This window comes from Streptomyces blattellae (assembly GCF_009709555.1).
In the GTDB taxonomy this organism is placed as follows: Bacteria; Actinomycetota; Actinomycetes; order Streptomycetales; family Streptomycetaceae; genus Streptomyces; species Streptomyces blattellae.
In genome coordinates this window covers 65,836-91,028 of record NZ_WJBG01000182.1, presented here as the reverse complement: position 1 = coordinate 91,028, position 25,193 = coordinate 65,836, and the positions used below count along the sequence as shown (strand labels likewise).

The 25,193-nt window shown below is 67.5% G+C and carries 29 protein-coding genes and 3 pseudogenes; 19 read left to right on the top strand and 13 right to left on the bottom strand.

Annotated elements, in window-relative coordinates:
* Together GFH49_RS23730 and GFH49_RS23725 are read right to left on the bottom strand one after the other, a co-directional pair.
* Positions 1 to 797 (bottom strand): annotated as a pseudogene (locus tag GFH49_RS23730) (ABC transporter permease).
* A pseudogene (locus GFH49_RS23725) lies at positions 794 to 1,185 on the bottom strand (daunorubicin/doxorubicin resistance ABC transporter ATP-binding protein DrrA); the annotation flags it as partial. The pseudogenes GFH49_RS23725 and GFH49_RS23730, both read right to left, overlap by 4 nt.
* Before the next feature lie 55 nt (positions 1,186 to 1,240).
* Between GFH49_RS23725 and GFH49_RS23720 the strand changes: the two are divergent.
* Together GFH49_RS23720 and GFH49_RS23715 are read left to right on the top strand one after the other, a co-directional pair.
* The gene (locus GFH49_RS23720; protein WP_155058092.1) at positions 1,241 to 1,516 is read left to right on the top strand and encodes a type II toxin-antitoxin system Phd/YefM family antitoxin; all 276 of its coding nucleotides are present in this window, start codon (positions 1,241 to 1,243) and stop codon (positions 1,514 to 1,516) included.
* Positions 1,513 to 1,773, top strand: a complete 261-nt coding sequence (locus tag GFH49_RS23715) for a type II toxin-antitoxin system RelE family toxin (protein WP_155058091.1) — start codon at positions 1,513 to 1,515, stop codon at positions 1,771 to 1,773. The genes GFH49_RS23720 and GFH49_RS23715 overlap by 4 nt, the downstream gene beginning before the upstream one ends.
* A gap of 26 nt (positions 1,774 to 1,799) precedes the next feature.
* Here GFH49_RS23715 and GFH49_RS23710 read toward each other — a convergent pair whose 3' ends face one another.
* Entirely contained in the window at positions 1,800 to 2,441 is a 642-nt protein-coding gene (locus GFH49_RS23710; protein ID WP_155058090.1) for a PadR family transcriptional regulator, read from the bottom strand.
* 321 nt (positions 2,442 to 2,762) lie between these two features.
* Between GFH49_RS23710 and GFH49_RS23705 the strand changes: the two genes are divergently transcribed.
* From GFH49_RS23705 to GFH49_RS23670, 8 genes are all read left to right on the top strand, one after another.
* Entirely contained in the window at positions 2,763 to 3,437 is a 675-nt protein-coding gene (locus GFH49_RS23705; RefSeq protein WP_155058089.1) for an Abi family protein, read from the top strand.
* A complete protein-coding gene (locus GFH49_RS23700) occupies positions 3,437 to 5,629 on the top strand; it encodes an N-6 DNA methylase (RefSeq protein WP_155058088.1) in 2,193 nt (730 codons plus the stop codon). Before GFH49_RS23705 ends, GFH49_RS23700 begins: the two co-directional genes overlap by 1 nt.
* A gap of 97 nt (positions 5,630 to 5,726) precedes the next feature.
* Positions 5,727 to 7,373 (top strand): class I SAM-dependent DNA methyltransferase, encoded by a 1,647-nt coding sequence (locus GFH49_RS23695; protein WP_155058087.1) that lies wholly within the window; start codon positions 5,727 to 5,729, stop codon positions 7,371 to 7,373.
* Positions 7,373 to 8,503 (top strand): restriction endonuclease subunit S, encoded by a 1,131-nt coding sequence (locus tag GFH49_RS23690; protein ID WP_155058086.1) that lies wholly within the window; start codon positions 7,373 to 7,375, stop codon positions 8,501 to 8,503. Before GFH49_RS23695 ends, GFH49_RS23690 begins: the two co-directional genes overlap by 1 nt.
* Positions 8,500 to 11,793, top strand: coding sequence for a type I restriction endonuclease subunit R (locus GFH49_RS23685; protein WP_155058085.1), 3,294 nt, complete (start codon positions 8,500 to 8,502; stop codon positions 11,791 to 11,793). The genes GFH49_RS23690 and GFH49_RS23685 overlap by 4 nt, the downstream gene beginning before the upstream one ends.
* A gap of 97 nt (positions 11,794 to 11,890) precedes the next feature.
* Positions 11,891 to 12,163, top strand: a complete 273-nt coding sequence (locus tag GFH49_RS23680; protein ID WP_155058084.1) for a hypothetical protein — start codon at positions 11,891 to 11,893, stop codon at positions 12,161 to 12,163.
* On the top strand, positions 12,160 to 12,453 hold the full coding sequence (locus tag GFH49_RS23675) for a hypothetical protein (RefSeq protein ID WP_155058083.1): 294 nt from the start codon (positions 12,160 to 12,162) through the stop codon (positions 12,451 to 12,453). Before GFH49_RS23680 ends, GFH49_RS23675 begins: the two co-directional genes overlap by 4 nt.
* A 192-nt stretch (positions 12,454 to 12,645) precedes the next feature.
* Positions 12,646 to 12,843, top strand: a complete 198-nt coding sequence (locus GFH49_RS23670; protein ID WP_155058082.1) for a hypothetical protein — start codon at positions 12,646 to 12,648, stop codon at positions 12,841 to 12,843.
* Here GFH49_RS23670 and GFH49_RS23665 read toward each other — a convergent pair.
* On the bottom strand, positions 12,811 to 13,059 hold the full coding sequence (locus tag GFH49_RS23665; RefSeq protein ID WP_155058081.1) for a DUF397 domain-containing protein: 249 nt from the start codon (positions 13,057 to 13,059) through the stop codon (positions 12,811 to 12,813). The two genes, GFH49_RS23670 and GFH49_RS23665, sit on opposite strands and share 33 nt — an antisense overlap.
* Positions 13,052 to 13,846, bottom strand: a complete 795-nt coding sequence (locus GFH49_RS23660; RefSeq protein ID WP_155058080.1) for a helix-turn-helix domain-containing protein — start codon at positions 13,844 to 13,846, stop codon at positions 13,052 to 13,054. The genes GFH49_RS23665 and GFH49_RS23660 overlap by 8 nt, the downstream gene beginning before the upstream one ends.
* A 165-nt stretch (positions 13,847 to 14,011) precedes the next feature.
* On the opposite strand from GFH49_RS23660, the gene GFH49_RS23655 reads away from it, so the two are divergent.
* From GFH49_RS23655 to GFH49_RS23640, 4 genes are all read left to right on the top strand, one after another.
* The gene (locus GFH49_RS23655) at positions 14,012 to 14,329 is read left to right on the top strand and encodes a hypothetical protein (RefSeq protein ID WP_155058079.1); all 318 of its coding nucleotides are present in this window, start codon (positions 14,012 to 14,014) and stop codon (positions 14,327 to 14,329) included.
* A complete protein-coding gene (locus GFH49_RS23650; protein ID WP_155058078.1) occupies positions 14,326 to 14,658 on the top strand; it encodes a hypothetical protein in 333 nt (110 codons plus the stop codon). The genes GFH49_RS23655 and GFH49_RS23650 overlap by 4 nt, the downstream gene beginning before the upstream one ends.
* A 96-nt stretch (positions 14,659 to 14,754) precedes the next feature.
* Entirely contained in the window at positions 14,755 to 16,128 is a 1,374-nt protein-coding gene (locus tag GFH49_RS23645) for an AAA family ATPase (protein WP_155058077.1), read from the top strand.
* Positions 16,125 to 16,838, top strand: a complete 714-nt coding sequence (locus GFH49_RS23640; RefSeq protein WP_155058076.1) for an HNH endonuclease — start codon at positions 16,125 to 16,127, stop codon at positions 16,836 to 16,838. Before GFH49_RS23645 ends, GFH49_RS23640 begins: the two co-directional genes overlap by 4 nt.
* Before the next feature lie 32 nt (positions 16,839 to 16,870).
* Here GFH49_RS23640 and GFH49_RS23635 read toward each other — a convergent pair whose 3' ends face one another.
* Positions 16,871 to 18,331: an aldehyde dehydrogenase family protein gene (locus tag GFH49_RS23635; RefSeq protein ID WP_155058075.1), complete on the bottom strand. Its 1,461-nt coding sequence runs from the start codon at positions 18,329 to 18,331 to the stop codon at positions 16,871 to 16,873.
* An 89-nt stretch (positions 18,332 to 18,420) separates the two neighbouring features.
* A complete protein-coding gene (locus tag GFH49_RS23630; RefSeq protein ID WP_521970295.1) occupies positions 18,421 to 19,257 on the bottom strand; it encodes a Sco1979 family transcriptional regulator in 837 nt (278 codons plus the stop codon).
* 320 nt (positions 19,258 to 19,577) lie between these two features.
* Here GFH49_RS23630 and GFH49_RS23625 point away from each other — a divergent pair, with 320 nt between their 5' ends.
* On the top strand, positions 19,578 to 20,090 hold the full coding sequence (locus tag GFH49_RS23625) for an ATP-binding protein (RefSeq protein ID WP_155058074.1): 513 nt from the start codon (positions 19,578 to 19,580) through the stop codon (positions 20,088 to 20,090).
* A gap of 123 nt (positions 20,091 to 20,213) precedes the next feature.
* Here the strand turns inward: GFH49_RS23625 and GFH49_RS23620 are convergent, their stop codons facing one another.
* The 5 genes from GFH49_RS23620 to rpmG all read right to left on the bottom strand — a co-directional run bounded on the left by GFH49_RS23620 (position 20,214) and on the right by rpmG (position 22,901).
* On the bottom strand, positions 20,214 to 20,483 hold the full coding sequence (locus GFH49_RS23620; RefSeq protein WP_155058073.1) for a DUF397 domain-containing protein: 270 nt from the start codon (positions 20,481 to 20,483) through the stop codon (positions 20,214 to 20,216).
* A 398-nt stretch (positions 20,484 to 20,881) separates the two neighbouring features.
* Positions 20,882 to 21,115 (bottom strand): 30S ribosomal protein S18, encoded by a 234-nt coding sequence (gene rpsR, locus GFH49_RS23615; RefSeq protein ID WP_155058072.1) that lies wholly within the window; start codon positions 21,113 to 21,115, stop codon positions 20,882 to 20,884.
* A gap of 5 nt (positions 21,116 to 21,120) precedes the next feature.
* Positions 21,121 to 22,479: a GTP-binding protein gene (locus tag GFH49_RS23610; RefSeq protein ID WP_155058071.1), complete on the bottom strand. Its 1,359-nt coding sequence runs from the start codon at positions 22,477 to 22,479 to the stop codon at positions 21,121 to 21,123.
* The gene (locus GFH49_RS23605; RefSeq protein ID WP_155058070.1) at positions 22,479 to 22,727 is read right to left on the bottom strand and encodes a type B 50S ribosomal protein L31; all 249 of its coding nucleotides are present in this window, start codon (positions 22,725 to 22,727) and stop codon (positions 22,479 to 22,481) included. Before GFH49_RS23605 ends, GFH49_RS23610 begins: the two co-directional genes overlap by 1 nt.
* Positions 22,728 to 22,736: 9 nt before the next feature.
* Positions 22,737 to 22,901: a 50S ribosomal protein L33 gene (rpmG, locus tag GFH49_RS23600; RefSeq protein WP_030573688.1), complete on the bottom strand. Its 165-nt coding sequence runs from the start codon at positions 22,899 to 22,901 to the stop codon at positions 22,737 to 22,739.
* A gap of 62 nt (positions 22,902 to 22,963) precedes the next feature.
* Here rpmG and rpmB point away from each other — a divergent pair, with 62 nt between their 5' ends.
* Entirely contained in the window at positions 22,964 to 23,200 is a 237-nt protein-coding gene (gene rpmB, locus GFH49_RS23595) for a 50S ribosomal protein L28 (protein WP_155058069.1), read from the top strand.
* The gene (gene rpsN, locus GFH49_RS23590; RefSeq protein WP_155058068.1) at positions 23,200 to 23,505 is read left to right on the top strand and encodes a 30S ribosomal protein S14; all 306 of its coding nucleotides are present in this window, start codon (positions 23,200 to 23,202) and stop codon (positions 23,503 to 23,505) included. The genes rpmB and rpsN overlap by 1 nt, the downstream gene beginning before the upstream one ends.
* A 134-nt stretch (positions 23,506 to 23,639) precedes the next feature.
* On the opposite strand, the pseudogene tnpA reads toward rpsN, so the two are convergent.
* Positions 23,640 to 24,029, bottom strand: a pseudogene (gene tnpA, locus GFH49_RS23585) (IS200/IS605 family transposase).
* 97 nt (positions 24,030 to 24,126) lie between these two features.
* Between tnpA and GFH49_RS23580 the strand changes: the two are divergent.
* A complete protein-coding gene (locus GFH49_RS23580; RefSeq protein WP_408055947.1) occupies positions 24,127 to 24,987 on the top strand; it encodes a hypothetical protein in 861 nt (286 codons plus the stop codon).
* The gene (locus GFH49_RS41605; protein ID WP_408055946.1) at positions 24,960 to 25,127 is read left to right on the top strand and encodes a zinc ribbon domain-containing protein; all 168 of its coding nucleotides are present in this window, start codon (positions 24,960 to 24,962) and stop codon (positions 25,125 to 25,127) included. Before GFH49_RS23580 ends, GFH49_RS41605 begins: the two co-directional genes overlap by 28 nt.
* Positions 25,128 to 25,193 lie beyond the last annotated feature (66 nt).

Genomic DNA, 25,193 nt, shown 5'->3' with positions numbered 1-25,193 from the left:
TCAGCGGCCGAGCCGCCCGAACCGCCGTACCGCCAGCGGGAAGAAGACCGCCAGCAGGACCAGTGGCCATACGACCGCTGCCCAGAGGTGGCCCGGCTCGCCGCCCTGGGTGCCGAACAGGTCCCGTACCGCGGTCGCCGTCTGGGACATCGGGTTCCACTCGACGACCCTGCCCAGCCAGTCGGGCATGGAGCCGGGGACGGCGAAGGCGTTGGAGAGGAAGCCGACCGGCCAGACCAGGATCTGGACGGCCTGCACCATCTCCGGCTTCCCCGCCACCATCGCCAGGTGGATGCCGATCCACAGCATCGCGAACCGGAACAGCAGGAGCAGGCCGATCGCCCCCAGGAAGCCCGCCGGCGAGCCGTGCGCCCGCCAGCCGAGTGCGTGGCCGACACCGGTCATCACCGCCAGGGTGACTGCCGACTGAAGCATGTCGGCGGTCGAACGGCCCACCAGTACCGCCCCGTTGGTCATCGGCATCGAGCGATGGGGGTCCCCCCGCTTGAGCGAATTCGAGAGTGGGGGAGGTCGATGACGCCCTTGTTGAGGTCCTGGGTGACGGCGATCATCGTGGCCTCCAGGCCGAAGGCCATGGTGAGCGCGAGCATGCCCGGCACCAGGTAGTCGATGTAGTCGCCCCGCACGCCCCGGCCGCCGCCGATGAGGTAGCCGAACATCACCAGCAGCATCACAGGGAACACGAGCTGGACGATCAGCTGGACCGGCTGCCGTGCCCAGTGGGCGAGTTCGCGGCGGGTCATGGTCCAGGAGTCGGTCAGTGCGTACGCGGTCACGCGGCCTCCTTCGTACGGTCGTCCCGTCCCGTCAGATGCAGGAACACCTCGTCCAGCGTCGGGCGCCGCAGCGCGATGTCCTCGGCCTCGATCCCGGCCGCCTCCAGGGCCCGTACGACCCCGGAGAGCGCCGCCATCCGGTCGGTGACCGGGGCGCTGAGCGGCCGGCGGTCGGGGTCGAGCGTGATGTCGTCCTCCGGTACGGGCAACAGGGCGGCGGTGGCTCCCAGTTGTCCGGCGTCGCGCAGCACGACGTCGATACGGTCGCCGCCGGTCAGCCGCTTCAGCCCGTCCGCCGTGCCGTCGGCGATGACGCGGCCGTAGTCGACGACCGAGATGCGGTCGGCGAGCTGATCGGCCTCACGAGGTACTGGGCGGTGAGAACGACCGGGGCGTCGACGGTTCCATGGACAGAGCTTCCTACAAAATGTAGGATATGCCGCATGGACGCCACTTACACACTCACGGACGCGCGCAACAATCTCGGCAAGGTCGTGAACGAAGTGCGTCACGGCGGGAAGACCGTCGAGATCACCGACCACGGCACGCCCGTCGCCGCCGTGATCCCCATAGAGGTGCTGGACTACTTCCAGGCCCTTGAGGACGCCCGCGACCTCGCCGCCGCCGAGGAGAGCAAGGCTCAGACCACGCGCCGCGTGTCCCACACCGAGGTGGCAGCTCGCTTTGGCCTGAACCCTGATGGGACCGTCAAGAGGTGACGTACGAGATCGTCTGGTCCGATGTCGCCGTCGATCAACTCGCCGCCCTGAACGAACGGCACCCGGACGCGGCTGTGCTCATCACAGCAGGGGTCTACGACCTGGCGGACAATCCCCGCCCGACCAATGCCTCGCGCCTCGGCGGCAGTGACATGCACAGGCTCCTGCTCGGCTACTACCGCGTCCTGTACGAGGTCCAGGACAAAACCGTGACCGTCGATGTGCTCTCGGTCGGCCGAAGCGATCGCGCGCGATAGCCGTACGGTCGACCAGCCGGGCCCGCTCAGCGGCCTTCCTCGGGATCGGACTCCCCCGTCGCATACGGGTTCTCCTGCCCCTTGGCGAGGACACCGACGAACGGCTCGCCCTCCCCCGCGAACGTGTACGCCCCGCCCTCGATCCGCTCGATGAGGCCCAGCGCCCACGCGGCCTCGGCGTCGGCGCTGTGGACCCAGAGGTTCATGATCTCGCCGATGTGACCGAGCTGTTCGGGGCCGCTCTCGGGGATGTAGTGCTCGGTGACGGCCCCGCGCCACTCCTCGATCCGCCGGATCCGCTCCTTGAGGAGGGCCACCGCCTCGGCCCTCGGCAGGTCCACCATGAAGCCGATGGCGGCCGACTTGACGTCCACCTTCTGGTCGTACGAGGTGAGCGCCTCGCGCACCAGCCGGAGGTACTCCTCGGTGCCCTTGCCGGTGATCTCGTACTCGGTCCTCGGCGGCCCGCCGGCCGTGGACGGCGCGATCTCGTGCGCGTGCAGCAGCCCCTGTTTCGCCATCTGCTTCAGGGCGTGGTAGATCGAGCCGGGCTTGGCGTTGGACCACTCGTGCGCACCCCAGTACTCCAGGTCGTTGCGCACCTGGTACCCATGGGCCCGCCCGTGCTGACGGACCGCACCGAGCACGAGGAGACGGATCGCTGACATGCGGTCCAGGTTATGACCTCGGCTTTGGGCCTGAGCCAGCAGCTCTGAAGGGCACGCCCGCCTCACGATTGCTAGTAACGGTCGGCTAAGCTCTGAGAAGTCCACTTCTCAGGAACGCTATTGCGCAACAAGATCCCCAGAGACTAACGTGATCAGAGTTGAAAGTGGGACCGCAGTCAGGTTGCCGCGCAGTTGACTTGTGCCCTCTCGCCGGGCTCCGGAAAGAGCTGTGCCCCGGGCTGTGTGCAATGCAGTGACAGTGCTCCGGGGCGCACGGTTCCGAGGCTAACACGGAAGCTTTCATCCAAGGGAGGGGCAGCGGTGACAGAGGACGAGGCCAAGCAGATCGTCGACGCGATCTCGGCCGAGCGGTTCCAGCCGTTTCTCGACGAATGCGGCGGCGACCTGGCCATGGCGCTGCGCCTCTACTGCTGGGATGGCGAGATCTCCCGCGCCTTCCTTGGCATCCTTCGGGATTTCGAGGTCGCCATGCGGAACTCGTTCCACGCCAGGCTGAGCGGCCGGTACAACCGTGCCGACTGGTGGGACTCACCGCGCGTCCTGCTGACCACCAAGGGCCACGAGCAGGTGCGCAGCGCCCAGCAGGACCTCCACCGGGAGTACGGCGTCGGCTACACCGCGGACGACATGGTGGCGAAGCTGACGCTCGGCTTCTGGGTCGGCCTGACCGGCCGCGGTCTCAACTACGAGATGCAGTTCTGGAACCCCGCCCTTCGGCACACGTTCCGCGGCTACCGCGGCCGACGCGGTGCGCTCCAGCAACAGCTCGACTACGTACGCAAGTTCCGCAACCGCATCGGCCACCACGAGCGGATCTGCCACCGCCACCTGGCTCAGGACTTCGACACTCTGCTGCACCTCATGCAGTACGTGTCTCCGGAGAAGGCCGACCTGCACCGGCAGCACAGCCAGGTGCCGTCTGTCCTCGCTCGCAAGGTGGATGTGATCGCGGGGCGGGAACCGGTGCGAGTCTGATGCCCCAAGCACACGAGTCCCCGGCACCTCAGTCGCCCGCACCCTATGCGCCTGTCACACTCGGCGAGATCAAGGAACTCGCCCGAGTCGGGCGCCCGACGGTCAGCAACTGGCGACGCCGGTTCTCAGCCGAGGCCCTGGCCGCCGCCAAGGACCGTCGCCCGCCCTTCCCCGCCCCGATCGGCGGCAGCGAGAACAAGCCCCTCTTCGACGCACTCGCGATCGCGGACTGGCTGAGCCTGCGTCCCGTTCCCGACACGGAGCCTGACGAGAGCGGCAAGATCCCGACGTATGGAGACCGGTTCCGGCAAGGGCTGCGACTACGGCGCCTCGTGACGCTGAAGCATCACCTGGGCTCGACGGAGACGTTGATCGCGCAGGCCCTGGCCACCCTGGCCATGTGGGGCGAAGGAGAGGATCTCCTGCCCGAGTACCTCCCGGAGGAGCTGCGGGACGACTACGCCGCGGCCGGCCCCGAAGTGCGGCAGGCGGTCTCGGCCCTCAGATACGAGATCGGCTCACTGGGCAAGGCAGCCGACGCGATCCTAGGTATCGACGAGGACCTAGAGCTCGCCAAGCGTCTGGAGTCCGACCTCGTCATGGACACAGTGCCGCGGGAGATCGTCGCCCTCGTGGCCTCCCTCATCGGACCGAACGAAGGCGGCCCGGGCCAGCGTTCCACCATCAGCCTGTGCGCTGGCCTGGGCGAACTGCTCCTCGGCATGAGCGGCGGCCCGACCGGCGGGTTGCGCGGCCACGGCGAACTGGTAGCGGTAGAGCCCGACCCGTTGCGGCGCAAGCTCTTGGAGTACCGGCTTCTCAGCCACGAGATGTACACCGACGTCTGCGCGAGTCCGTCAGATCTGGACACCCCGCGCTGGTGGGGAGGGGCACCGGGCGACGAACCGTGGACCTTCTCGACCGCCGACATCGTCCTTGCCTCACCTCCGTACGCCTCCGGGGAGCGGGAGCGGGACGAGAAGGGCCCCCTGTGGTGGGCGCAGGAAGCGGTCAGTCGACTCGCGCCGGCCGGGCACGCTTATGCCGTCATCCCGACATGGACCCTGACCCGTATGCGAGGCGCGGCGCCCGCCCCGATGGTCGACGCACGGGAGCAGCTGATCGCTCAGGGCAGCGTCGAGGCGATCGTTCAACTCCCGCGCCGTATCCATCCGTTTCGCACGGGCGCGGAGTACGCGCTGCTCGTTCTGCGACCGCCGTCACCCGACCCGGCCGACCGTCAGGTCCTCCTCATCGACGCCGACCGCATCGCGCAGCGAACGGACGGACGCAAGTGGATCGGCGAGGTCGCGCAGCTGGTGCTCGCCGATGGGGAATCTGATCCGCAGGACGCGCGGTCCGTACCGATTCGGTCGAACCACCCCGGTGGCGAGCAACTGCTGGACGGCCGTTCGGTGCTGCCCGCCCACCGACTCGCAGCCCCAGAGGCCGGCGTCGACCACTTCGAGGAGACCGTCACGGCACGGCGGGCCGCGATGGCGGCGATGCCGCAGTTGCGTGACTGGCTCGGCGACATGGGTATCGCCAAACGCCGTACGCCGGTACGGCACCGGAAGCTGGACGAACACCTCACCGCGGGGCAGCTGAAGTCGCTCACCGGACACCGGATCAAGGACGCCGATGTCGGAAGCGCGGGCCTGCCGGTCATCGGCAGGGAGGAGATGCTGGGTGAACTTCCGATCGGGCAACGCCGCATCGACCCGGAGGCGCTCGGGACGTATTCGGCCGCGAAGATCACCGAGCGCGGCGATGTCTTCGTATTCGCCGAACACGGCGTGCGGTGTCTGGTGGACGAGGCGGGCGGCTGCGTGCTGCTGTCGCCTGTGCAGGGGCTGCGGATCGCCGCCTACCGCGAGCACTTGGTGGCGCTGGCCAGGAGCGAACCGATCCGCCCGGACGCCCTGTGGATGCGCCCGCACGCGCTCGCCCGGCTTCTCCAGTCCCCGCGGAACCAGCATCGGGGCAGCGGATCGCTGGTACGGCGCGTGAGCGTGCGCGACATGGACCTGCCGCAGCTACCTGCCGAGGAGATCACCGAACTGGAGGCCATCCTGACGGAGACAGAACGGCTACGCGCTGACGTACGCAGGCAGTTGGAGGCCCTGGACCGGCTCGCCACGCGCATCTCGGCGGGTGTCGCCGACGGTGACCTGGCGTTGCGGCGGCGCTGATCGGGGTCCGCTGTAGGACAGTTCCTGTACGTGTCGCACGGCCCGTCAGAACCCGTGTGATCAACCCCTTTTGATCAGAAGAGAAGTGAGAGTTCCCGTGCCGCCACGGAAGAAGAAGGAAACCAAGCCGCAGGACATGAAGGCGATCCTGTGGGCCTCCGCCGACAAGCTGCGCGGAAGCCTGGACGCCGCCGAGTACAAGCACTTCGTGCTGGGGCTCGTCTTCCTCAAGTACGTCTCGGAGGCGATGACCGAGAAGCGGCAGCAGTTGGAGGCCGAACTGCGGTCAGGCGGCGGGCTCATCGCGGAGCTGGGCTTCGAGGGCGAGGTGCCGGAAGAACTGATCCTCCAGACGCTGGAGGAGCGGGAGCAGTACACAGGCGCCGGAATCTTCTACGTGCCGCCGACGGCGCGGTGGGATGTCGTACTGGAACGGGCCAAGGGGACGTTGGGTCAGCCGACGCTCGGCCAGGTCATCGACACGGCGATGGAGACGATCGAGAAGGTCAACCCGTCGCTGAAGAACACGCTGCCCAACCAGTACGGCAGCGGGCGGGTGGACGAGACGACCCTGGCGGGCCTGGTCAAGCTGCTGGACCGGCTGACCTTCCAGGCCCAGGTGGGCGAGGACGGCAAGCGGGTCGGCGCGCGGGACCTGATGGGTGAGGTGTACGAGTACTTCCTCGCGCAGTTCGCCCTCCAGGAGGGGCGGAAGGGCGGCGAGTACTTCACGCCGGCGAGCGTGGTGAAGCTGCTCGTCGAGATGCTGGAACCGGAGGAGGGCGAACGGGTTCTGGATCCGGCGTGCGGTTCGGGCGGCATGTTCGTGCAGGCCGAGAAGTTCGTCGAGACGCACGGGGGCGACCGCTTCAACGTCGCCGTGTACGGCCAGGAACGCAACCTCACGACGTGGCGTCTGGCCCACATGAACCTCGCGATCCACGGCATCGAGGCGGACCTCGGCGAGGAACCCGCCGACTCCTTCCACAACGACCAGCACGGCGAGCTGAAGGCGGACGTGGTGCTGGCCAACCCGCCGTTCAACATCTCCGACTGGGGCGGTGAGCGGCTCGGGATGGACGACCGGTGGGTTTACGGTACTCCGCCGGTCGGCAACGCCAACTTCGCGTGGATCCAGCACATGGTGAGCAAGCTGGCGCCTGGGGGGCGGGCCGGGGTTGTTCTGGCCAACGGGTCGTTGAGCAGCAAGTCGGGAGGTGAAGGGGACATTCGGCGGGCCATGGTCGAGGGGGATCTGGTGGCCTGCATGGTGGCGTTGCCAGGGCAGTTGTTCCGGTCGACGCAGATTCCTGCTTGTCTATGGTTCCTGGGGGACGGCAAGGGTCGGCATTCGGAGTGGGTTCGGGGGCGGAAGGGGGAGGTGCTGTTCATTGATGCAAGCCAGATGGGCGAACTGGAAGCAGGAAGTCGCACCGTCAAGAAACTTCGACCAGAGGAGATTAAGCGAATCGCGGCGACGTTTCGAGCATGGCGAGGCGCTAATAAAGCCGGAGTCTATGAGGATGCGCCTGGGTTCTCCCGGAGCGCGTCGCTGGAGGACGTTCGGGAACACGACTTTATGCTGACACCAGGGCGTTATGTGGGGGTTCCAGAATTGGAGGAGGATCCAGACGGGGAGTCTACGGAAGAGAAGGTAGAGCGGTTGGCGAAGGAATTGTACGGCCTATTTGACGAATCGGGACGACTGGAATCTGCAGTACGCGATCAGCTGGGCAGGCTGTGATGCAGAAAACCCTTGGAAATGTATGCACGCAGATCATCGACAGTGAACACAAGACTGCGCCAGCCGCAACACCGGGCACCACATTCGGATATTCCGTAGGAACCCCCCACATTCGAAATGGCCGACTCCTTCTTAATTCCGCGATCCCTGTAGACAAGGACACCTTCCAAAAATGGACAGTTCGCGGGGTTCCACAAAGGGACGACCTGATTCTAAGTAGAGAGGCCCCGGTCGGTCAGATCGCACGAGTGGAGGAGGGACAGCGTGTATGCCTTCGCCAACGCACAGTGCTTCTCCGGCCGAACTCTGATGTCATCCACCCTCGCTACCTGCTCTACGCACTGATGGCGCCGACAGCGCAGCAGCGGATGCATTCCAAGGCCGCGGGTTCAACCGTGCCCCACTTGAACATCAAGGAGATCCGCGCTCTCCCCCTTGATCATTTGCCGCCACTCTCCGAACAACAAGCCGTCGTTGACATACTGGGGGCATTGGACGACAAAGTCGCCATCAATGAGCGCATCGCTGAAAACACAGTCACCCTCGGAAGAGCCCTCTTGTCTCAGACCGTCGAGGTTGACAGCCAGGAGTGCGAGATTCGCGATATCGCGGACCTCTCGTACGGGAAAGCGCTCCCCGAGCCTAAGCGGCGCCCTGGTCGAACACCAGTGTTCGGCTGCACTGGCCAGGTGGGATGGCACGACGCAGCCATTACACTCACCAAACTTCCAGTGGTTGGCCGCAAGGGGGCGAATGCGGGCCACGTTTCCTGGATGTGGGAGCCTGGATGGGTTATTGACACCGCCTATCACGCACAGGCGAAGATCCCAGAGATCTCCCCAGAGGCGCTGTACTTCATCCTAGATTCAGCTGGCTTTAAGTCACTTCTAGGAGATTCTGCTGTGCCGGGAGTGAATCGGAATCAGGCGCTGCGGCTCCGCGTACGCATCCCCGCTCTAGGACAAATTGATCGTTTCGGCGATCACGCAAGAGCCCTGCTCGGTCTATCGATCCATGCAAGAACAGAGAACCGCACACTCACAGCCCTCCGCGACACCCTCCTCCCCCATCTAATCACCGGAAAACTCCGCATCAAGGACGCCGAACGCGCCGTAGAGGAAGCCGTATGACCACCGCAAACGCGCAGTCAGCACCCGGCCCCGAAAGAGACCCCGCACCCGACGAGCTGGACCTCCCCGAAATAGACGCCACTCACGCCGAAGCCCTCACCTTCTCCGAGCGGGACTGGGAGATCGACGCGCTCGAAAAGCTGGGTGAGTACTGGCAGCCCGTCAGCGGCAAGGATCTGCGGCCCGAGCGACACCCCGAGCGCAAGGAAGACCTCGTCCTCTACCCCCGCCTGCGCCGAGCCATCGCCACCCGCCACCCCCACCTCCCGGATTCCGCCGTCGGGGACGTCATCAGCACGCTCCTCAAGCAGTCCCCCGGCTCCGACATCCGCGAGAGCTGGCGCTTCTACCAGCGCCTCACCGGCGGCGTGAAGGTCACCTACAAGGAGCCCCTAACCGGAGCGGAGAAGCACGGCACCGTCTGGCCCGTCGACTTCGACAACCCTCACGGCAACGACCTCGTCGCCGCCTCCCAGGTCCGCGTGAAAGGCGTCCGCGGGCGGGAGTTTGTCTTCGACATCGTGCTGTATGTCAATGGACTCCCCCTCGCCGTCATCGAGCTGAAGAAGGACAGCGGCCCGGACAACTCCCGTAAGGCGTACGACCAGATCCAGAACTACCGGCGCGAGCTCAGGCGCGACGGCGCGTTCCGGACCGTCCTGCTCGCCATCGCCTCCGACGGGATAACTGCCCGCCTCGGTACCCCGTTCACGCCCTGGCAGCACATGGCCCCGTGGCACGCCGACCCGGACGGTGTCCTGCTCCTGAAGCACGAGCGGCGGGACGGGCGGGCCCTGGAGCGGATGATCTACGGCCCGCTCGAACCGGGCCGGTTCGTCGACCTCGTCAGCTCCTACCTCTCCTACTCGGCCGAAGGTTCCGGCGGCGAGGTCGACACCGTCAAGCTCGCCAAAGCCCACCAATACTTCGCTGTCAGGGCCGCCGTCGCCGCCACCGAGTCCGCCGTCGCGACGGACGGCCGCGCAGGTGTCGTATGGCACACGCAGGGCGCCGGGAAGAGCGAGGAAATGCTCTTCTACACCGGGAAGGTGGTCCTCACCCCCGAGCTCTCGAACCCGACCATCGTCCTGCTCACCGACCGTATCGACCTCGACAACCAGCTCTACAAGACCTTCGTCCGGAGCCACAGCCTTCACCGTCTCATCGGCGACCTCCCCGAGAAGGCCGAGACCTCCCAGCAGCTCAAGGAACTCCTCACCCGGCGCGAGAACAGCGGCGGTGTCGTCTTCACCACCCTCCAGAAGTTCCGCATCAGCAAGGAGGAGAAGGAGGCCGGCGCCCGTCATCCGGTCATCTCGCCGCGCCGGGACGTCATCGTCGTGGTCGACGAAGCCCACCGCAGCCACTACGACTTCGAGGACGGCTTCGCCCGCCACCTCCGCGACGCGCTGCCCAACGCGACCTTCCTCGCCTTCACCGGCACCCCGATCGACAACACGACCGGCAGCACCAGCGGCGTCTTCGGGCCGGTCATCCACACCTACGACCTCACGCAGGCCGTCGACGACGGAGCCACCGTGCCCGTCTACTACGAGCCCATCCTCCACAAGGTGAAGCTCAAGGTCAGCGTCCCGGACGACGTCGACCTCGACGATCTCGACGCACAGGCTGAGGGGCTCGTCGAGGGCGTCTCAGAGGCCGAACAGGCCCGCGCTCGCCGCAAGTTCGCCTCCTTCGAGGGCTTGATCGGCGCGCAGGAGCGCATAGACGAGCTGGCCGCCACCGTCCTCAGACACTGGGACACGCGCCGCATCGAGATGAAGAAGCTCACCGGCAGGACCGGCAAGGGCATGATCGTCTGCTCGTCCCGCGCCATCGCCGCCCGGCTCTTCAACACCCTCGCCCGACTCCGGCCGGAGTGGGTCGGCGAACGCGACGCTACGACCGGCCTCTACCCCGACAAGACCGGCAAGATCCGGATCGTTTTCACTGGAAACGCGGGGCACGACGACGCCGAGGTCGCCGACTACGTCCGAACCCCCGCCCAGCTCAAGGAGATCCAGAAGCGCGTCGTCGACGAGGACGACGAGCTGGAGCTGGTCATCGTCCAGTCCCTGTGGCTGACCGGTTTCGACGCTCCTCCCCTCCATACCCTCTATCTCGATCGCCGGATGCGCGGCGCCGCCCTGATGCAGGCCATAGCCCGGGTCAACCGCACCTGGGACGAGAAGCCTTCCGGCCTGGTCGTGGACTTCCTCGGCGTCGCCCACCACATCACGGCGGCCCTCGCCGAGTACTCCCAGCCCGACCGGGAGAACCAGACCATCGGCACGCCCCTCGATGAGGCGGTCTCCGCCGTACGCCGCATGCACCAGCGGATCGAGGATCTGCTGAGGCCGTGCGGCTGGCGCGAGGCGTTCGGCGCAGGTGGGTATCAGGAGGCGCTCAACGCCGTCCTTGAGTTCCTCGAAGAAGCGGAGCCGGAGCTGGACCCGGGGAAGCCCACGCGCCTCCAGCGGTTCACCCACTTCGGACGACGTCTGTCCCAGGCGTTCTCCCTCTGCGCCACGCATCCGGACCTCCAGGACCTGATCCCGGACATCAGCTTCTTCGCCGCTGTCCGCACCTCCCGCGAAAAGATCGAGGTAAGCGAGCGGGAGGAAGCCGGGCTGGCCACCGAGGCCGATATGTCCCGGCTGATCGAGCAGCTCAACGCCCAAGCCGTCGCCGCCGACGGGGTCGTGGACATCTATGACGCCGCTGGTCTCACCAAGCCGGACATCTCGCATCTCGACGAGGGGTTCATCCAGCAGGCCAAGGCCAGTGCCCGCCCGAACCTGGCCATCAGGGCGCTGCGCCGCGCTCTCAACGCACAGATCCGTCAGACCTTCTCCGGCAACGTCGCCCGTCAGAAGGCATTCACGGAGAAGATGCAGGACGCCATCAACCGCTACCACAACGGCCTCATGACGTCCGCCGAGACCATCGAACTGCTCGTCGAGGTCTCCCGCGAGGTCGTCGCCAACTACGCCCGGGCCAAGGAACTCGGCCTCACGGACGATGAGTTGGCCTTCTACGACGCCATCGCCGCCAACCCCTCCGCGCTGGAGCTGGGGCAAGGCATCCTCTCCGAGATCGCCCAGAAGCTGTGCGACCTCGTACGCAAGGACGTCACCGTCGACTGGCGCGTCAAGGGCCAGGCCCGCGACCGCATCCGCGCCAAGGTCAAGTTCCTGCTCAAGCTGTACGGCTACCCGCCGGACAAGGAACCGGAGGCCGTCGAGCGGGTGCTGAAGCAGACCGAGGTCAAGGCGGAGGAATGGGCATGACAGAGCGTTTTCGCACGTCAGGGCGTACGGGTCGGCTTCGCCCGTCGAATCCCGCTATCTTCGGTACCCAAGACCACGATGCAGCGTGGAGGACCCCATGACCGCACAGCCTGTCGAGCCCGGCCCCGCCGGGCACCCGCGCAAGACCCTGGCCGGCATCCGTGCCGCCATCCCCCAGGACCAGCGCAGCGCCTTCGAGCGGCAGCGGGACGAACTCGATCTCGCCGACCTCGCCGCCGTCGCTGCGTTTCGCGACAAGTGGTGGGCCCGCGCCGTCCTCGCCGCCGACCACGAGCTGGACGCGGAGAGCGACGCCGCGTTGCGTGGCGAACTTGACCTCATCCCCGGTTGGGAACTCGGAGTCCGGTGAGCGGCGGCGAGTGGCCCTGGGCGGGCACCAAGACCGCCTACCGGCAGTACGACGATCTGCGCGACCACCCTGCCGCACCCGTTCCGCAGGACGCTGTCGACGCCCTCATCCGCAGGATCATCGCCGACCCGTACGGAGCCGGTTCCACCCGCGCCGAACACCGGCCCGACTGGGACCGCGTCGCCGCGTACGAGAACCTGATCATCCCCTACCAGGTCCACGATCCCGATCGGAATCCTCAGGCCAAGAAGCGGTGCGTGATCCTGCTACGCATCGTCTGGGCGGACTGACCTGCTGAGGGGTACGACACCATGCCCGCGCAGCCGGAAGAGCAGGCCATCCCCGTCCTACCGCAGCCCCCGATGACCCGAGAAGCTCTTCGTGGCGCGGTCCGGCAACTCGATCTGACCAGGCTCCCGGAGTTCGATCGTGAACTGGGCCAGGCGTTCGATCAGGCGGTATAGCTCTCCTCCACCACTCCGATGCGCTTGTCCCTGGAGAAGTGGGTCACCGTCGTGGCGATCCTCCGTCATCCGGACCGGGCGCGGCGGCTTGGGGAGGCGGAGAAGGCGCTCGCCGACCCTGGAATCCCGCACGAAGCCTTCCAGGAGGCACGCGAGACGATCACGTCCGTCCTTGATCTTGCCTCACGAGAGGCGCTGGACGAGACCGTCCGATGAAAGAAACGCGCCGTCTTTGAGCGCCGTGACGAACGACGACCAGCCGGGGGCCGGGAAGACCAGGGCGGGGCCGTGCGGGCTCTTGGAGTCGCGGACGGGGACGCCGGAGAGGTGGTCGTCGAGGACTTCGAGGCAGCTGCCGGCTTCGCTGCCGCTGTAGGTCGACTTGCGCCAGCCGCTCAGCGCAGCAGCGTTCGAGATGGTTCGGTCAGTCATGGTGTCCGTAGTCCTTCGCTGTCGCCCTCAACAGGGCAAGTGACTCCTTCAACGGCAGTGCGTCGCTTAGCGCAAGATCGTATCGGCTCTGCAACTCGTGGACCACGGACGGGGAGTCGTGCACCTTCCCCACCCTCAGGCCCTCGCTGTACGCCAGAGGTGGCTGGTCCTCGAACCACAGCAGCGTGAGCATGCTCTCCATCATCGGGTGAACGCCCACACCGAACGGCAACACATGCACGCGGATTCGTCCAGTCTCGGCGAGACGAACGACGTGCGTAATCTGCTCCGCCATGACGTCCCCGCTGGCCACAGGGCGTCGCAACATCGTCTCGTCCAACAGCGCCCACACCACGGGCGTCATCGGACGATCGAGGATCTTCGCGCGCTCAAGGCGTGTGACAACGCGCCTGTCACACTCCTCTTCACTCACCGGAGGAAACGCCGAGCCCAGGACCGCACGTGCGTACCTTTTCGTCTGGAGGATGCCTGGGAAGTACGCCAGGCCGAACTCGCGGATCATCACTGCCTGTTGTTCGAGTACGAGCATCGCCTCGAAGTAGTCGGCGATCGCCACATCGTCCTGCGGCAGAAAGCTGATCAGCACATCTCCCGTGCCCAGCGCCCTGTCCAGCCGCTTCGCATCCTCCCTCGACGGCACCCGCCGCCCCGCCTCGATATGCGCGATGTGCGAACGCGTCATGAACGCAATGTCGGCCAACTCCTGCTGCGTCAGCCCCGCCGCCTCGCGCTGCGCCCTGAGCCACTCGCCGTACTTGTTGCCCACCGGATCAACTCCTCTGTGACAAAGCGCCTGTCACCTGCTCCTCTCTGGCGAGGCTAGCCCGAGCGACCCCACTCTGTGATCAGTTCGCTACAGAAAGCGAGGCCCCCGCGACCGAGCGACCGGTCCGGGGGCGTGGCCGCCAACGAAACCAACGGAGTTGACGACATGAGTCACCGTATCGCCCGCTGCCTCTTCGAGCCGCTGCTGCGGTTCCTTCTGCCCGGAACGGGACGCCGACGACGTACCGCTCCCGCCACGCGGGCGGCGGAAGTCCGTCCACCCGCCCCGGAGTACGCCCCGCTGCGCATCGCGGAGCGCCCTCCGCACCGTGAGGATCACGCCCTGGTCCGCCCGTACCTCGTCGCCCACGAACGGCGGGAGCAGGCACGGCGGCAGCGGGCCCGGCGGCGCGCACTCTGGCTCGCCGTCCACGGCATCGACGTAGGGCCCCGCGTGATCCACGGTGTGGAGGTCACCGCATGACGAACGACGGCACCGAGACCCGCCTTCTGCCCTGGGCGGGGTCGGAGGGCAAATCGTGTTACCTCGTGACCGACGGAACCGGCTACCTCTCCCGGTTCGCCGACACCATCGAGTGCGTGCAACTCGGCATGGCCGGCGATCTCCTCGACCACGCGGCCGACCTGCTCGCCGACCACCGCGCGACTCCTGCGCAGTTGCGCTTCCTGCTTGCCCGGATGAGCGAGGCGCTGACGGACGTACACCGGATCGCGAAGAGCCGTGGCGCCCGCCTCCCCGCACCCGCCTACGACGAAGCCCTCGCCTCTGCCGAGGAGTGCGGCGGCAGCTGAGGACCGCCTCCCCTCCTCCGTGTCAGTGCCGCGTGAGAGGCTGGCCACGCCCAGCGCCGAGGAACCCCGCGGTATGGCACAAGGAGGGGAGGGCAGGTGTACGTCTCCGGAATCGGCTTCTCGAACGTCAGAGGCTTCACCGGCGAACGCGCCGTGGACGAGCTCCCGTTGTCCGCGTCCCGGGAAGGTGGCAGTTGGACCGTGATCGCCGGGCGCAATGGCTCCGGCAAGTCCACGCTTCTGCGCGCTCTGGCGCTCGCCCTCGCCGGCCCACAGGTCGCCCGTACCCTCGTCCCCGACTTCAGCAGCTGGATCACCAGCGGTGAGCGGTCGGCATGGGTTCAGGCCTTCGTCCAGCGCGATCCAGCCGTCGACCGGCTCAGCGGCAGCGGCTCAGCGCCCAGCGAGCGCATCTGCCTCGGGCTGGACTGGACCCGCCCGGATGGCACGGACGCATGGAGCGGTTACGGCTCACCGCCGCAGCCACACCTGTCTCCGTACGACGGCGAGGAGTACGGCTGGAAGGGCGCTGCGCGCGGCCCCTGGGCCGACGCTCCCCAAGGCTGGTTCTGTGCCGCCTACGGCCCCTTCCGTCGCCTCACCGGAGGCGCGGGCGACGCTCAGCGGATGATGCTCGCGCCCGGGCCGGCAGGTCGTATGGCCTCCCTCTTCAACGAGGACGTCTCGCTCATAGAGGGGGTCACCTGGCTGAGAGAGCTGCTCCTTCGCAGCCTCGAAGGGCGGGATGAGGCGGGCCTCGTCCTCGCCATCGTTCAGGAGCTGCTCTCGGACGGCCTCCTCCCCGACGGTTACCGTGCTGTACGCGTCACCGCCGACGGCCTCTGGATCGCCCCCGCCGACGCCCCCGAACAGGCTCACCCCCTCCGTGAGATGAGCGACGGCTTCCGCACAGTCGCTGCCCTGGTCCTGGACATCGTCCGGCAGTTGCAGAGTGCCTACGGCACTCTGGACTTCGGCGGGAACGGCGAAGCGGGCCCCGCGGTCTGGGTGCCGGGCGTCGTCATCATCGACGAGATCGACGCCCATCTGCACGTGACGTGGCAGCAGCGGATAGGCGAGTGGCTGCGGACTCATTTCCCTCGGATCCAGTTCATCGTCACCAGTCACAGCCCGTACATCTGCCAGGCGGCCGACCCGGGTGGACTCATCCGGCTACCGGGTCCTGAGGAGGATCGGGCGCCCGAGGTCGTCGACGACGAGCTCTACCACCGGATCGTCTACGGCAGCGGCGAGGACACCGTACTTTCGGAGCTCTTCGGTCTGGACTCTCCATACTCCAACCGGGCGGAGCAACTTCGCCGCAGACTCGTGCAGTTGGAGCGGAAGGTCCTCTCGGGCGAGGCCGATGAACAGGAAGCGCTTGAGTTCCGCGATCTGACCACGACGCTGAAGAGCTCGCGCTCCTCCCGGGTGCGCGAGGTGGCGGCCCGGCTCGGGGGCGGCCGGTGATCCCGCTCCCGAGACCCGCTCCGACGACGAGACTGACTCGGCTGTGCGAGAGCCGTACACGCAAGGTCAAGGAACTGGGAGCCACGAGCGAGGCGGCCACCGAGCAGTGGCGCAAGGCGGAGGCGGCGAAGAACGAGATACGTTCCTTACTCCAGGCGATGGCTCCTGGGCGGCGGCGCTGCATGTACTGCCTGGACAACCTGGGCACTGACATCGACCACTTCAGGCCCAAGGCGCTGTTCCCGCTGCTCACCTTCGAGTGGGAGAACCACCTGCTCGCCTGCTCCCACTGCAACAGCAATGAGAAACGCGACGCCTATCCCGTCGACACTCACCAGAAGTGCCTCTTACTGAATCCGGCCGAGGACGACCCGGCCGATCACCTCGTCCTCGACCTGTCGAGCGGGGAGTACGAAGGCAGGACGGCCAAAGGGCGTACCTCTATCAAGGTCTTCGGGCTGAACCGCCCTGACCTGTGCGAAGGGCGCCTCGACGCCTACTACTTGTGCTGTGATGACCTGCCCGTCTGGCACGCCAAACTCCTCGCCGGGGACCTCGCTGGAGCTGACCGAACGGCTACCGCCCTGCGTCGCGAGTTCCCCGACGTGCTCAACGCCTTTCAACAACTGGCCGCTTCACCGACGTCGGCCCTCGCGCTCGGCGAGGAGCTGGCCGACGCCCTGACGGCCTGGTCCCGGGCCGCCGCCTGACGACCCGGGCCCCTGGGCATCTGTGCGGGGGATCAGAACGGGAACCGGCTCCGCCCGTGCTGTACCGAGATCCACTTCATCGTGGTGAACGCGTCCAGCATCGTCTCGCCGTTGAGGCGGCCGAGGCCGGAGTTCTTCTCGCCGCCGAAGGGGACGATCGGCTCGTCGTGGACGGTGCCGTCGTTCACGTGGAACATGCCGGTGTCGATCTGCTTGGCGAAGTTCACGCCGCGCTCGATGTCGCCGGTGTGCACCGCGCCGCTCAGGCCGTACGGCGTGTCGTTGACGAGGCGTACGGCCTCCTCCTCGCCGTCGAAGGGGACGAGGAAGGCGACCGGGCCGAAGACCTCCTGCTTGAGGAGGGCGGAGTCGGCCGGGAGGCCGGTCACGACGGACGGCTCGACCAGGTTGTCCGTGGTCCGGCCGTGCACCAGGGCCGTCCCGCCCTCGGCGATCGCCTGCTCGACGGTGGCCGCAATGGCGTCCGCCTGCGAGGAGTTGATGACGGGGCCGATGATGGTCTGCGGGTCGCGCGGGTCGCCGGCCTTGAGGGTCCGGACCTTGGCGACGAACTTCTCGGTGAACTCGTCGGCGATCGAGCGGTCGACCAGGACACGGTTGGCGGCCATGCAGACCTGGCCCTGATGGACGTACCGGCTGAAGACCGCCGCGTCGACCGCGTAGTCGATGTCGGCGTCGTCGAGCACCACCAGCGCGCTGTTGCCGCCCAGTTCGAGGATGGAGTGCTTGAAGTGCGAGGCGCAGACGGTAGCGACATGGCGGCCGACCTTGTCGGAGCCGGTGAAGGAGATGACCTTCGGGATGGGGTGCTCGATGAAGGCGTCACCGATCTCCGCGATGTCCGTGATGACGACGTTGAGCAGACCGGCCGGCAGGCCCGCGTCCTCAAGGATCTTCGCGACCAGGGTGCCGCCGCAGACCGGCGTGTTCTGGTGCGGCTTGAGGACGACGGCGTTGCCCAGCGCCAGGGCGGGCGCCACGGACTTCAGCGACAGCAGGAACGGGAAATTGAAGGGGCTGATCACGCCCACGACACCGACCGGCACTCGGTAGACGCGGTTCTCCTTGCCGTCCACCGGAGACGGGATGATCCTGCCCTCGGGGCGCAGCGCCAGGTGGATCGCCTCGCGCAGGAACTCCTTGGCGAGGTGGAGTTCGAAGCCGGCCTTCAGGTGGGTGCCGCCCAGCTCGGCGATGATCACCTCGGTGAGCTCCTGCGCGCGCTCCTCGATCAGCCGCACGGCCTTCTCGAAGACCGCACGGCGGGCGTACGGGTTGGTCGCGGCCCACTCCTTCTGGGCGCGGGCGGCCGACTGGTACGCCTCGTCGACCTCGTCGACCGTGGCTATGGTGATCGCCGCCAGCTTCTCTCCGTCGTACGGATTGAAGTCGATGATGTCCCAGGAGCCGGTGCCCGGGCGCCACTCACCGTCGATGTACTGCTGAGCCAGGTCGGTGAAGTAGGACGACATGTGATCCCTCAATCCCTAGCAGACACCGATCGACTGCCATCACCGTCGATCGTCTTCACGGTCTGATCACATGTCATCGTACTTGTGTTTCAAGAGAGTTGAAGGAGACCCCGGAGAAGATCACGGCTCTCGTCGGGCCCGGGGCTGTCCTGCTGGAGTTCCTTCAGCGCGTTCTCGTACTGAGCCACGTCCTCCTGCTTGTCGAGGTACAGCGCGCTGGTCAGCTGCTCCAGGTAGACGACGTCCGACAGGTCGGACTCCGGGAAGGAAAGGATCGTGAAGGCGCCGGACTCACCGGAGTGGCCGCCGAAGCTGAACGGCATGATCTGCAGTCGTACGTTGGGCCGCTCGGAGACCTCGATGAGGTGCTGGAGCTGACCGCGCATCACCTCGCGGTCGCCGTAGGGACGGCGCAGGGCGGCCTCGTCGAGGACGATGTGGAACTCGGGGCCGCTCTCGTCGACGAGGTACTTCTGCCGCTCCAGGCGCAGCGCCACCCGCCGCTCCACGTCCGCCTCGCTCGCGCCCTTCATGCCACGCCGGACGACGGCATGGGCGTACGCCTCGGTCTGGACGAGTCCGTGCACGAACTGGACCTCGTAGGCGCGGATGAGGGAGCACGCGCCCTCCAGGCCCACATACGTGGGGAACCAGCTGGGCAGGACGTCCGAGTAACTGTGCCACCAGCCCGCCACGTTGGCCTCCCTGGCGAGTGAGAGCAGCGAGGTGCGCTCCGCCTCGTCCGTGATGCCGTACAGCGTCAGCAGATCTTCGACGTCCCGCGTCTTGAAGCTCACCCGGCCCAGCTCCATCCGGCTGATCTTCGACTCGGAGGCACGGATGGAGTACCCCGCGGCCTCGCGCGTGATGCCACGTGTCTCACGCAGTCGCCTGAGTTGCGAGCCGAGCAGCATTCGCCGCACCACCGATCCGGGCTCTCCCGCGCTCACGTTCGCCAGCCTCCCCAACCGTCTTCAGGGCCCGAAGTCTGCCACTAAAACACTCCGAGCAGTACTCGTCCGATTACAGATATGGAAAGAAGTCAAAGATTCCACACAGGTTCAGGGGAGGAGGAGCCGCCGACAAGGGGGAAGTCGGGAGAAAAAATGACCAAGAAGCGGTACGGGAGGGTCCAATTCGGTCGCGTGCACGTGCATCTGCCCTTGCATCTGGTTGGCGCATCAGAAACCATGGTCCCGCGCCACCGCTGCATCGCAACGACCGCGAATTCCCGGGAGTGCCTCGCATGGGGACGAATGGATCGACCATGCTCGAGCCGCTGAGGCAGGGCCTTCCTCCGCTGGATCCCGCGGCCGTGTCCAACGCCGCCTCCTGTGCCCTGCCCGCCCGCTACGAAGCGGTGCGCGAGGCACGGCAGTTCACCCGCAGAACGCTCGACCAGTGGGAACTGGGCGAACGCTTCGACGATGTGTGCCTGGTCGTCTCCGAGCTGGTCACCAATGCCCTGCGGCATGCGCTGCCCACGTCCGCCCCGTGTGTCACGGAGCAGATACCGCCCGTGCGGCTGCACCTGATGCGGTGGACCGAGCGGCTGGTGTGCGCGGTGCGTGACCCCAGCGACGACAGCCCGGTCGCGCGTGATTCGGACGACTTCTCGGCGGAATCCGGCCGTGGTCTATTCCTGGTGGACTCGTTCAGCGACAGCTGGGGCTGGCACCCGCTGGCCGGCACGATGGGCGGCAAGGTCGTCTGGGCGCTGTTCCTGCTTCCGACGGCGAGCGCGAGCGTGGCCGAGTGATCCACCGCGGCTTTTTCTGGGGCCGCGGTTCTACGCGCGTTACGCAAGGTCAGGGGGCGAACACCCTGAGTTGTGCCTGGTGGCCGGGTCACCACCAGGACCCGGTCGCCGCCTGGCCGGGCCTCAGCCCGCTGTCAAGTGGTCGAACTCGCCGTCCTTGATGCCCAGGAGCATCGCCTCGATCTCCGCGCGCGTGTAGACGAGCGCGGGACCGTCCGGGAAGCGCGAATTGCGCACCGCGACATCACCGCCGGGCAGCCGCGCGAACTCCACGCAGGAGCCCTGCGAGTTGCTGTGCCTGCTCTTCTGCCAGGCCACCCCGCGCAGCCGGGTGGCGGCCATGCCGTTGTACACGCCGGACGCGTCGTCAACGTCGTACACGTCGTGATCCACAGGTCGCTCCCAGGTGGTGCACTGGCTGGTGGGGCCATTGGTGCAGTGGTCAACTCGACCTGGATCATAACCGTGTTCCCGTGCAGATGCATGGGCAGATGCACGTGCACGGGGGGTGTTCCTGCGGTTACAGCTTTGGCGACCCCTTTACCGAAGCCTCTCCAGCGTCTGCCCCAGGGATTGCATGACATGCAACCGTCAGCTCTCCTCCGTGATCTTCCGTGCGCACAGGCAGTCGGTCGTGCCGTCGGCCGCCGCGCCGGATCGTCGCGATCGAATCACTCCGTTGCGTCGAATCCCTCGTCACTAGGAAGAGACGTATTCGGCGCCGTTCCTGTTCCAACCGTCGGGGCGATGGTGAACGGCTGCCTTATGACGCCTTGAGAGGCCGCCGGGCCTCAGCGGCTCGTGTACGGCAACAGTGCCATCTCACGCGCGTTCTTGATCGCGCGGGCCAGCAGTCGCTGCTGCTGGGCGGAGACGCGGGTGACCCGGCGGCTGCGGATCTTGCCGCGGTCGGAGATGAACTTCCGCAGCAGGTCGGTGTCCTTGTAGTCGATGTACTCGATACCGGCCTGGTCCAGCGGGTTGGGGCGGTGCTTGGCGGGCTTGCGTTCGGGCTTGCGGGCCATGGGGGTCAGATCTCCAGGAGGGTGTCGAAGGCGGGCGGCAGCCGCTTCCAGGCGTCGCGCCCGGCGGCGTACTCGGCGTCGGTGAGCAGGCAGGACTCCAGCAGTTCCTGAAGTCCGTCGCGGTCGAGGCCGGGGGATGTGAAGACCAGGTGCTGGCAGCAGTCACCGTGCTCGGGGTGCCAGTCCAGCGCGGCGGCGGCACGGCGCACCGCGGGCACCATCTCCCAGGCCGCGTCCGGCAGTGCGGCGAGCCAGGGGCCCGCACTCTCCACGCACAGCGCACCGCCGGCGGCGTCCCAGTGCAGCAGTGTGTCCGGCTTGTCGGCGAGCCAGAACCGGCCCCGGCTGCGGGCCGCCGCGCAGGTCAGGTCCTCCAGTGCCGCGTACAGCCGCTCCGGGTGGAAGGGCCGGCGGCGGTGCCAGACCAGCGTGGAGACGCCGTACGCGTCCGCGTCGGCGGGCAGCAGGGCGCACGCGGGGTGCTGGGCCGCGGCGGCCGACTCGACGTCGAAGCCCGCCAGGGCCGCCTGCGCGAGGGGCGTCAGGGGGTGGCGGCGAGGAGCGGGCACCGTCAACTCGTCTTCGGCCGCGTCCGGCGCGGGGGCGCCGGGGACGCCGGGAGCACCGGGGACGCCGGGAGCACCGGGGACGCCGGGGACTCCGGGGACTCCGGGGACGCCGGGGACTCCGGGGGCGCCGGGAGCACCGGGGACGCCGGGAGCACCAGGGACGCCGGGGGCTGGTGTGCCGGGGGCTGGTGCGCCCGCCAGGTCGCCGTGGCCGATCGGGACCTGGCGGGCTGTCGGGTGCAGCTGGGCGAGCAGCTCGCGGTCCTCGTCGTCGGCCTCCGGGGAGTCGGCGAGGGCGAGGACAGGGGCGTACTCCAGCTGTCGCGCGAAGGTGTCGGCGACCGTGCGCTGGTCGGTCGCCGCGGCGGCGAGGCCGCGCTCCGCCAGGTCGTCGCCGTTGCCGAGGTACGGCAGCACGAGCGCCGGGTCGACCGCGGTGATCACGCCGGTGACGGTGAGCCCGCCGCCGATGACCACCTCGGCCATGGCCTTGGGTTCGACGGAGTCCCACAGTTCGACGATCGCGAGCCGGACCGTTCCGGCGTCCTTCAGGCGCAGCAGTTCGGGCACCAGGTCTTCCCGCAGCGCGCAGCACGCACAGTCGTTGACCAGCGGGGCCTCGCCGGCGGACAGGATGCCGGTGGCGTCGCGCACGGTCCGTACGACCGTGCCGGCGGCGGCGGTCGCCAGGTCGTGATGGAGTACGACGCTCCCGGGCACCTCGGCGAGCAGCCGCTCCACGGTCGCCTTGCGGGCGTCGGCGTGCAGTGCGCCGACGATGACGACGGCGGACATCAGCCCTGCTTTCCGTACCGGCGCTCGAAACGCTCGACGCGGCCGGCGGTGTCCAGGACCCGGGCGGTGCCGGTGTAGAAGGGGTGGCTGACGTTCGAGATCTCGACGTCGACGACCGGGTAGGTGTTGCCGTCCTCCCACTCGACGGTCTTCTCGCTGGTCATTGTGGAGCGGGTGAGGAAGGCGTGGTTCGCGGCACGGTCACGGAAGACCACGGGGCCGTACTCGGGGTGGATTTCCTTGCGCATGAGGGTTGTTCAGCGCTCCTCTCGGAAGTCGACGTGGCGGCCGGCGACGGGGTCGTACTTGCGCAGGGTCATACGGTCCGGGTCGTTGCGGCGGTTCTTGCGGGTGACGTACGTGTAGCCGGTCCCCGCGGTGGACCGGAGCTTGATGACCGGTCGGAGTTCGTTGCGTGCCATGCTGCTATCTTACTGAAAATGAATTCCATTTACACAACCCCGTCGAGAGAGGTGCGTCACCCTTGTCCGCCCACTGCATGCTGACCGGCGCCCAGCCGGGCTTCGGCAACACGATCTCCCACTCGCACCGGCGCCACTCGCGCCGCTTCGACCCGAACATCCAGTCCAAGCGCTACTGGCTGCCGAGCGAGAGCCGTCACGTCCGGCTGAAGCTGAGCGCGAGGGGCATCAAGACCGTCGACACGATCGGCATCGAGGCCGCCGTGGCCCGGATCCGCGCGCGGGGAGTGAGGGTCTGATGGCGAAGAAGAGCAAGATCGCGAAGAACGGGAAGCGGCAGGAGATCGTCGCGCGGTACGCCGAGCGGCGGGCCGAGCTGAAGGAGATCATCCGCCGGCCGTCCTCGACGGAGGCCGAACGCCTCGCCGCTCAGCAGGAGTTGCGCAAGCAGCCGCGCGACGCCAGCGCCACGCGCGTACGCAACCGCGACAGCGTCGACGGGCGTCCGCGCGGCTACTTCCGCGCCTTCGGGCTGTCCCGGGTGAGCCTGCGCGGGCAGGCGCACGCGGGGTACCTGCCGGGGGTCCGGAAGTCGTCCTGGTGAGTCTTTGGGGGCCCCTGGGGGACCCTGGGGGTCCCCTACCAATGGCCTTGGCCAGTGCCCCCGCCTTCAGGCGGGGGCAGGCCGTCTCGGAACTGTTCTGACCCGCACGTGAGCATGGGCCCGCACTGTTCACCTCAGCCCGTGGGGCGCTGCTGGTTCTCGACGTAGTGGCGTACGACGGTCAGCGGTGCCCCGCCGCAGCTTCCGGCGAAGTACGACCGCGACCAGAAGTGCCCGTGCATGATGGCGGGGTTGACCTGGCTGGTGTACTCGGCCCGCAGGCGCCGGGAACTGACCCCCTAGAGGGAGTTGACCAGCTTGGAGAGCTGGACCTTGGGCGGGTAGTGCACGAGCAGGTGGACGTGATCGCGTTCGCCGTTGAACTCCTTGAGTCCGGCCTCGAAGCCGGCGCACACGTCCCGCATGATCTCTTCGCAGCGTTCCAGCTTGGCGGGGGTGAACATGCCGCGCCGGTACTTCGTGACAAACACCAAGTGCACGTGCAGGTGGTGGACAAAATGGATGGATCTGTGGACATCGGGGGATTCTTCTCATCGGGGTGACATGCACCAATGCTATGCCGATGACCGTTTAGGCCAACACGTGGGAAAGGGGAGGAAGTTGAAGCGTCAGCGCGGCCACAAGGCACGCCTGTACCTGACCCCCTCCCAGCTCACGGCGGCCGAGGACCAGGGGCACGCGGCCCGCGCCATGTGGAACTGCCTCCACTCCTGGTGGACGATGCTCCCCAAGGACAAGCGCACCCTTGGCGCGGCCGACGAGGCCATACGCCAGGGCCGCAAAGACCTCGACTTCCTTGGCGCCCTGCCCGCGCGGGCCGCTCAGCAGGTACTCAAGACGTACTTCCGCGCCTGGGTGAACTGCTGGGAAGGCCGAGCCCAGGCGCCCACCTTCAAGGCCCGCTTCCGCTCCCGCATGGCCATCGACATCCCCCAGGGCCGCGGCCTCCAGATCGTCCGCCTCAACCGGCGATGGGGCCGCATGTGGGCACCGACGATCGGTCACGTCCTCTTCCGCTGGACCAAAGACCTCCCCGCCGGCAAGCGCGCCGACAAGCTCAACAAGGTCACCGGCGCCCGACTCGTGCGCGAGGCCGACGGCTGGCACGTCGTCTTCCGCGTCCAGACCGAAGTACCCGACCCGTCCCCGCACAGCGGCCCCACGGTCGGCATCGGCCGGGGCATCGCCAAGCCCCTCGCCCTCTCCGACGGCACGTTCCGCGAACACAGCGACTGGCTGACACCGGGCGAGACCAAGCGGCTGCGCCGCCGGGAGAAGGAACCGGAGTGGAAGACCTGGCCATCACCACCATGGTCAAGTCCGCCAAGGGGACCCTGGAAGCCCCCGGCAGGAACGTCCGCCAGAAGGCCGGACTCAACCGCGCCATCGCCGGGGAAGCGTGGGGCCGTACGGTCACCCTGCTTGAGTACAAGATGGCCGACCGAGGCGGCATCGTGGTGAAGGTGCCCGCACCGAACACCTCGCGCCGCTGCTCGGCCTGCGGCCGCGGGTTCGTGGACAACGCGGACACCAACGCCGCACGGAACATCGATCACGCCGCCGGGCTGGCGGTGTCAGGACTGCTGAGCCCTCGCCCATAGGCAGGCTGTGAAGCGTCAACCACCCACCCGGCGCACCGCGACTCGGACGGGATTCCGCACCGGTCA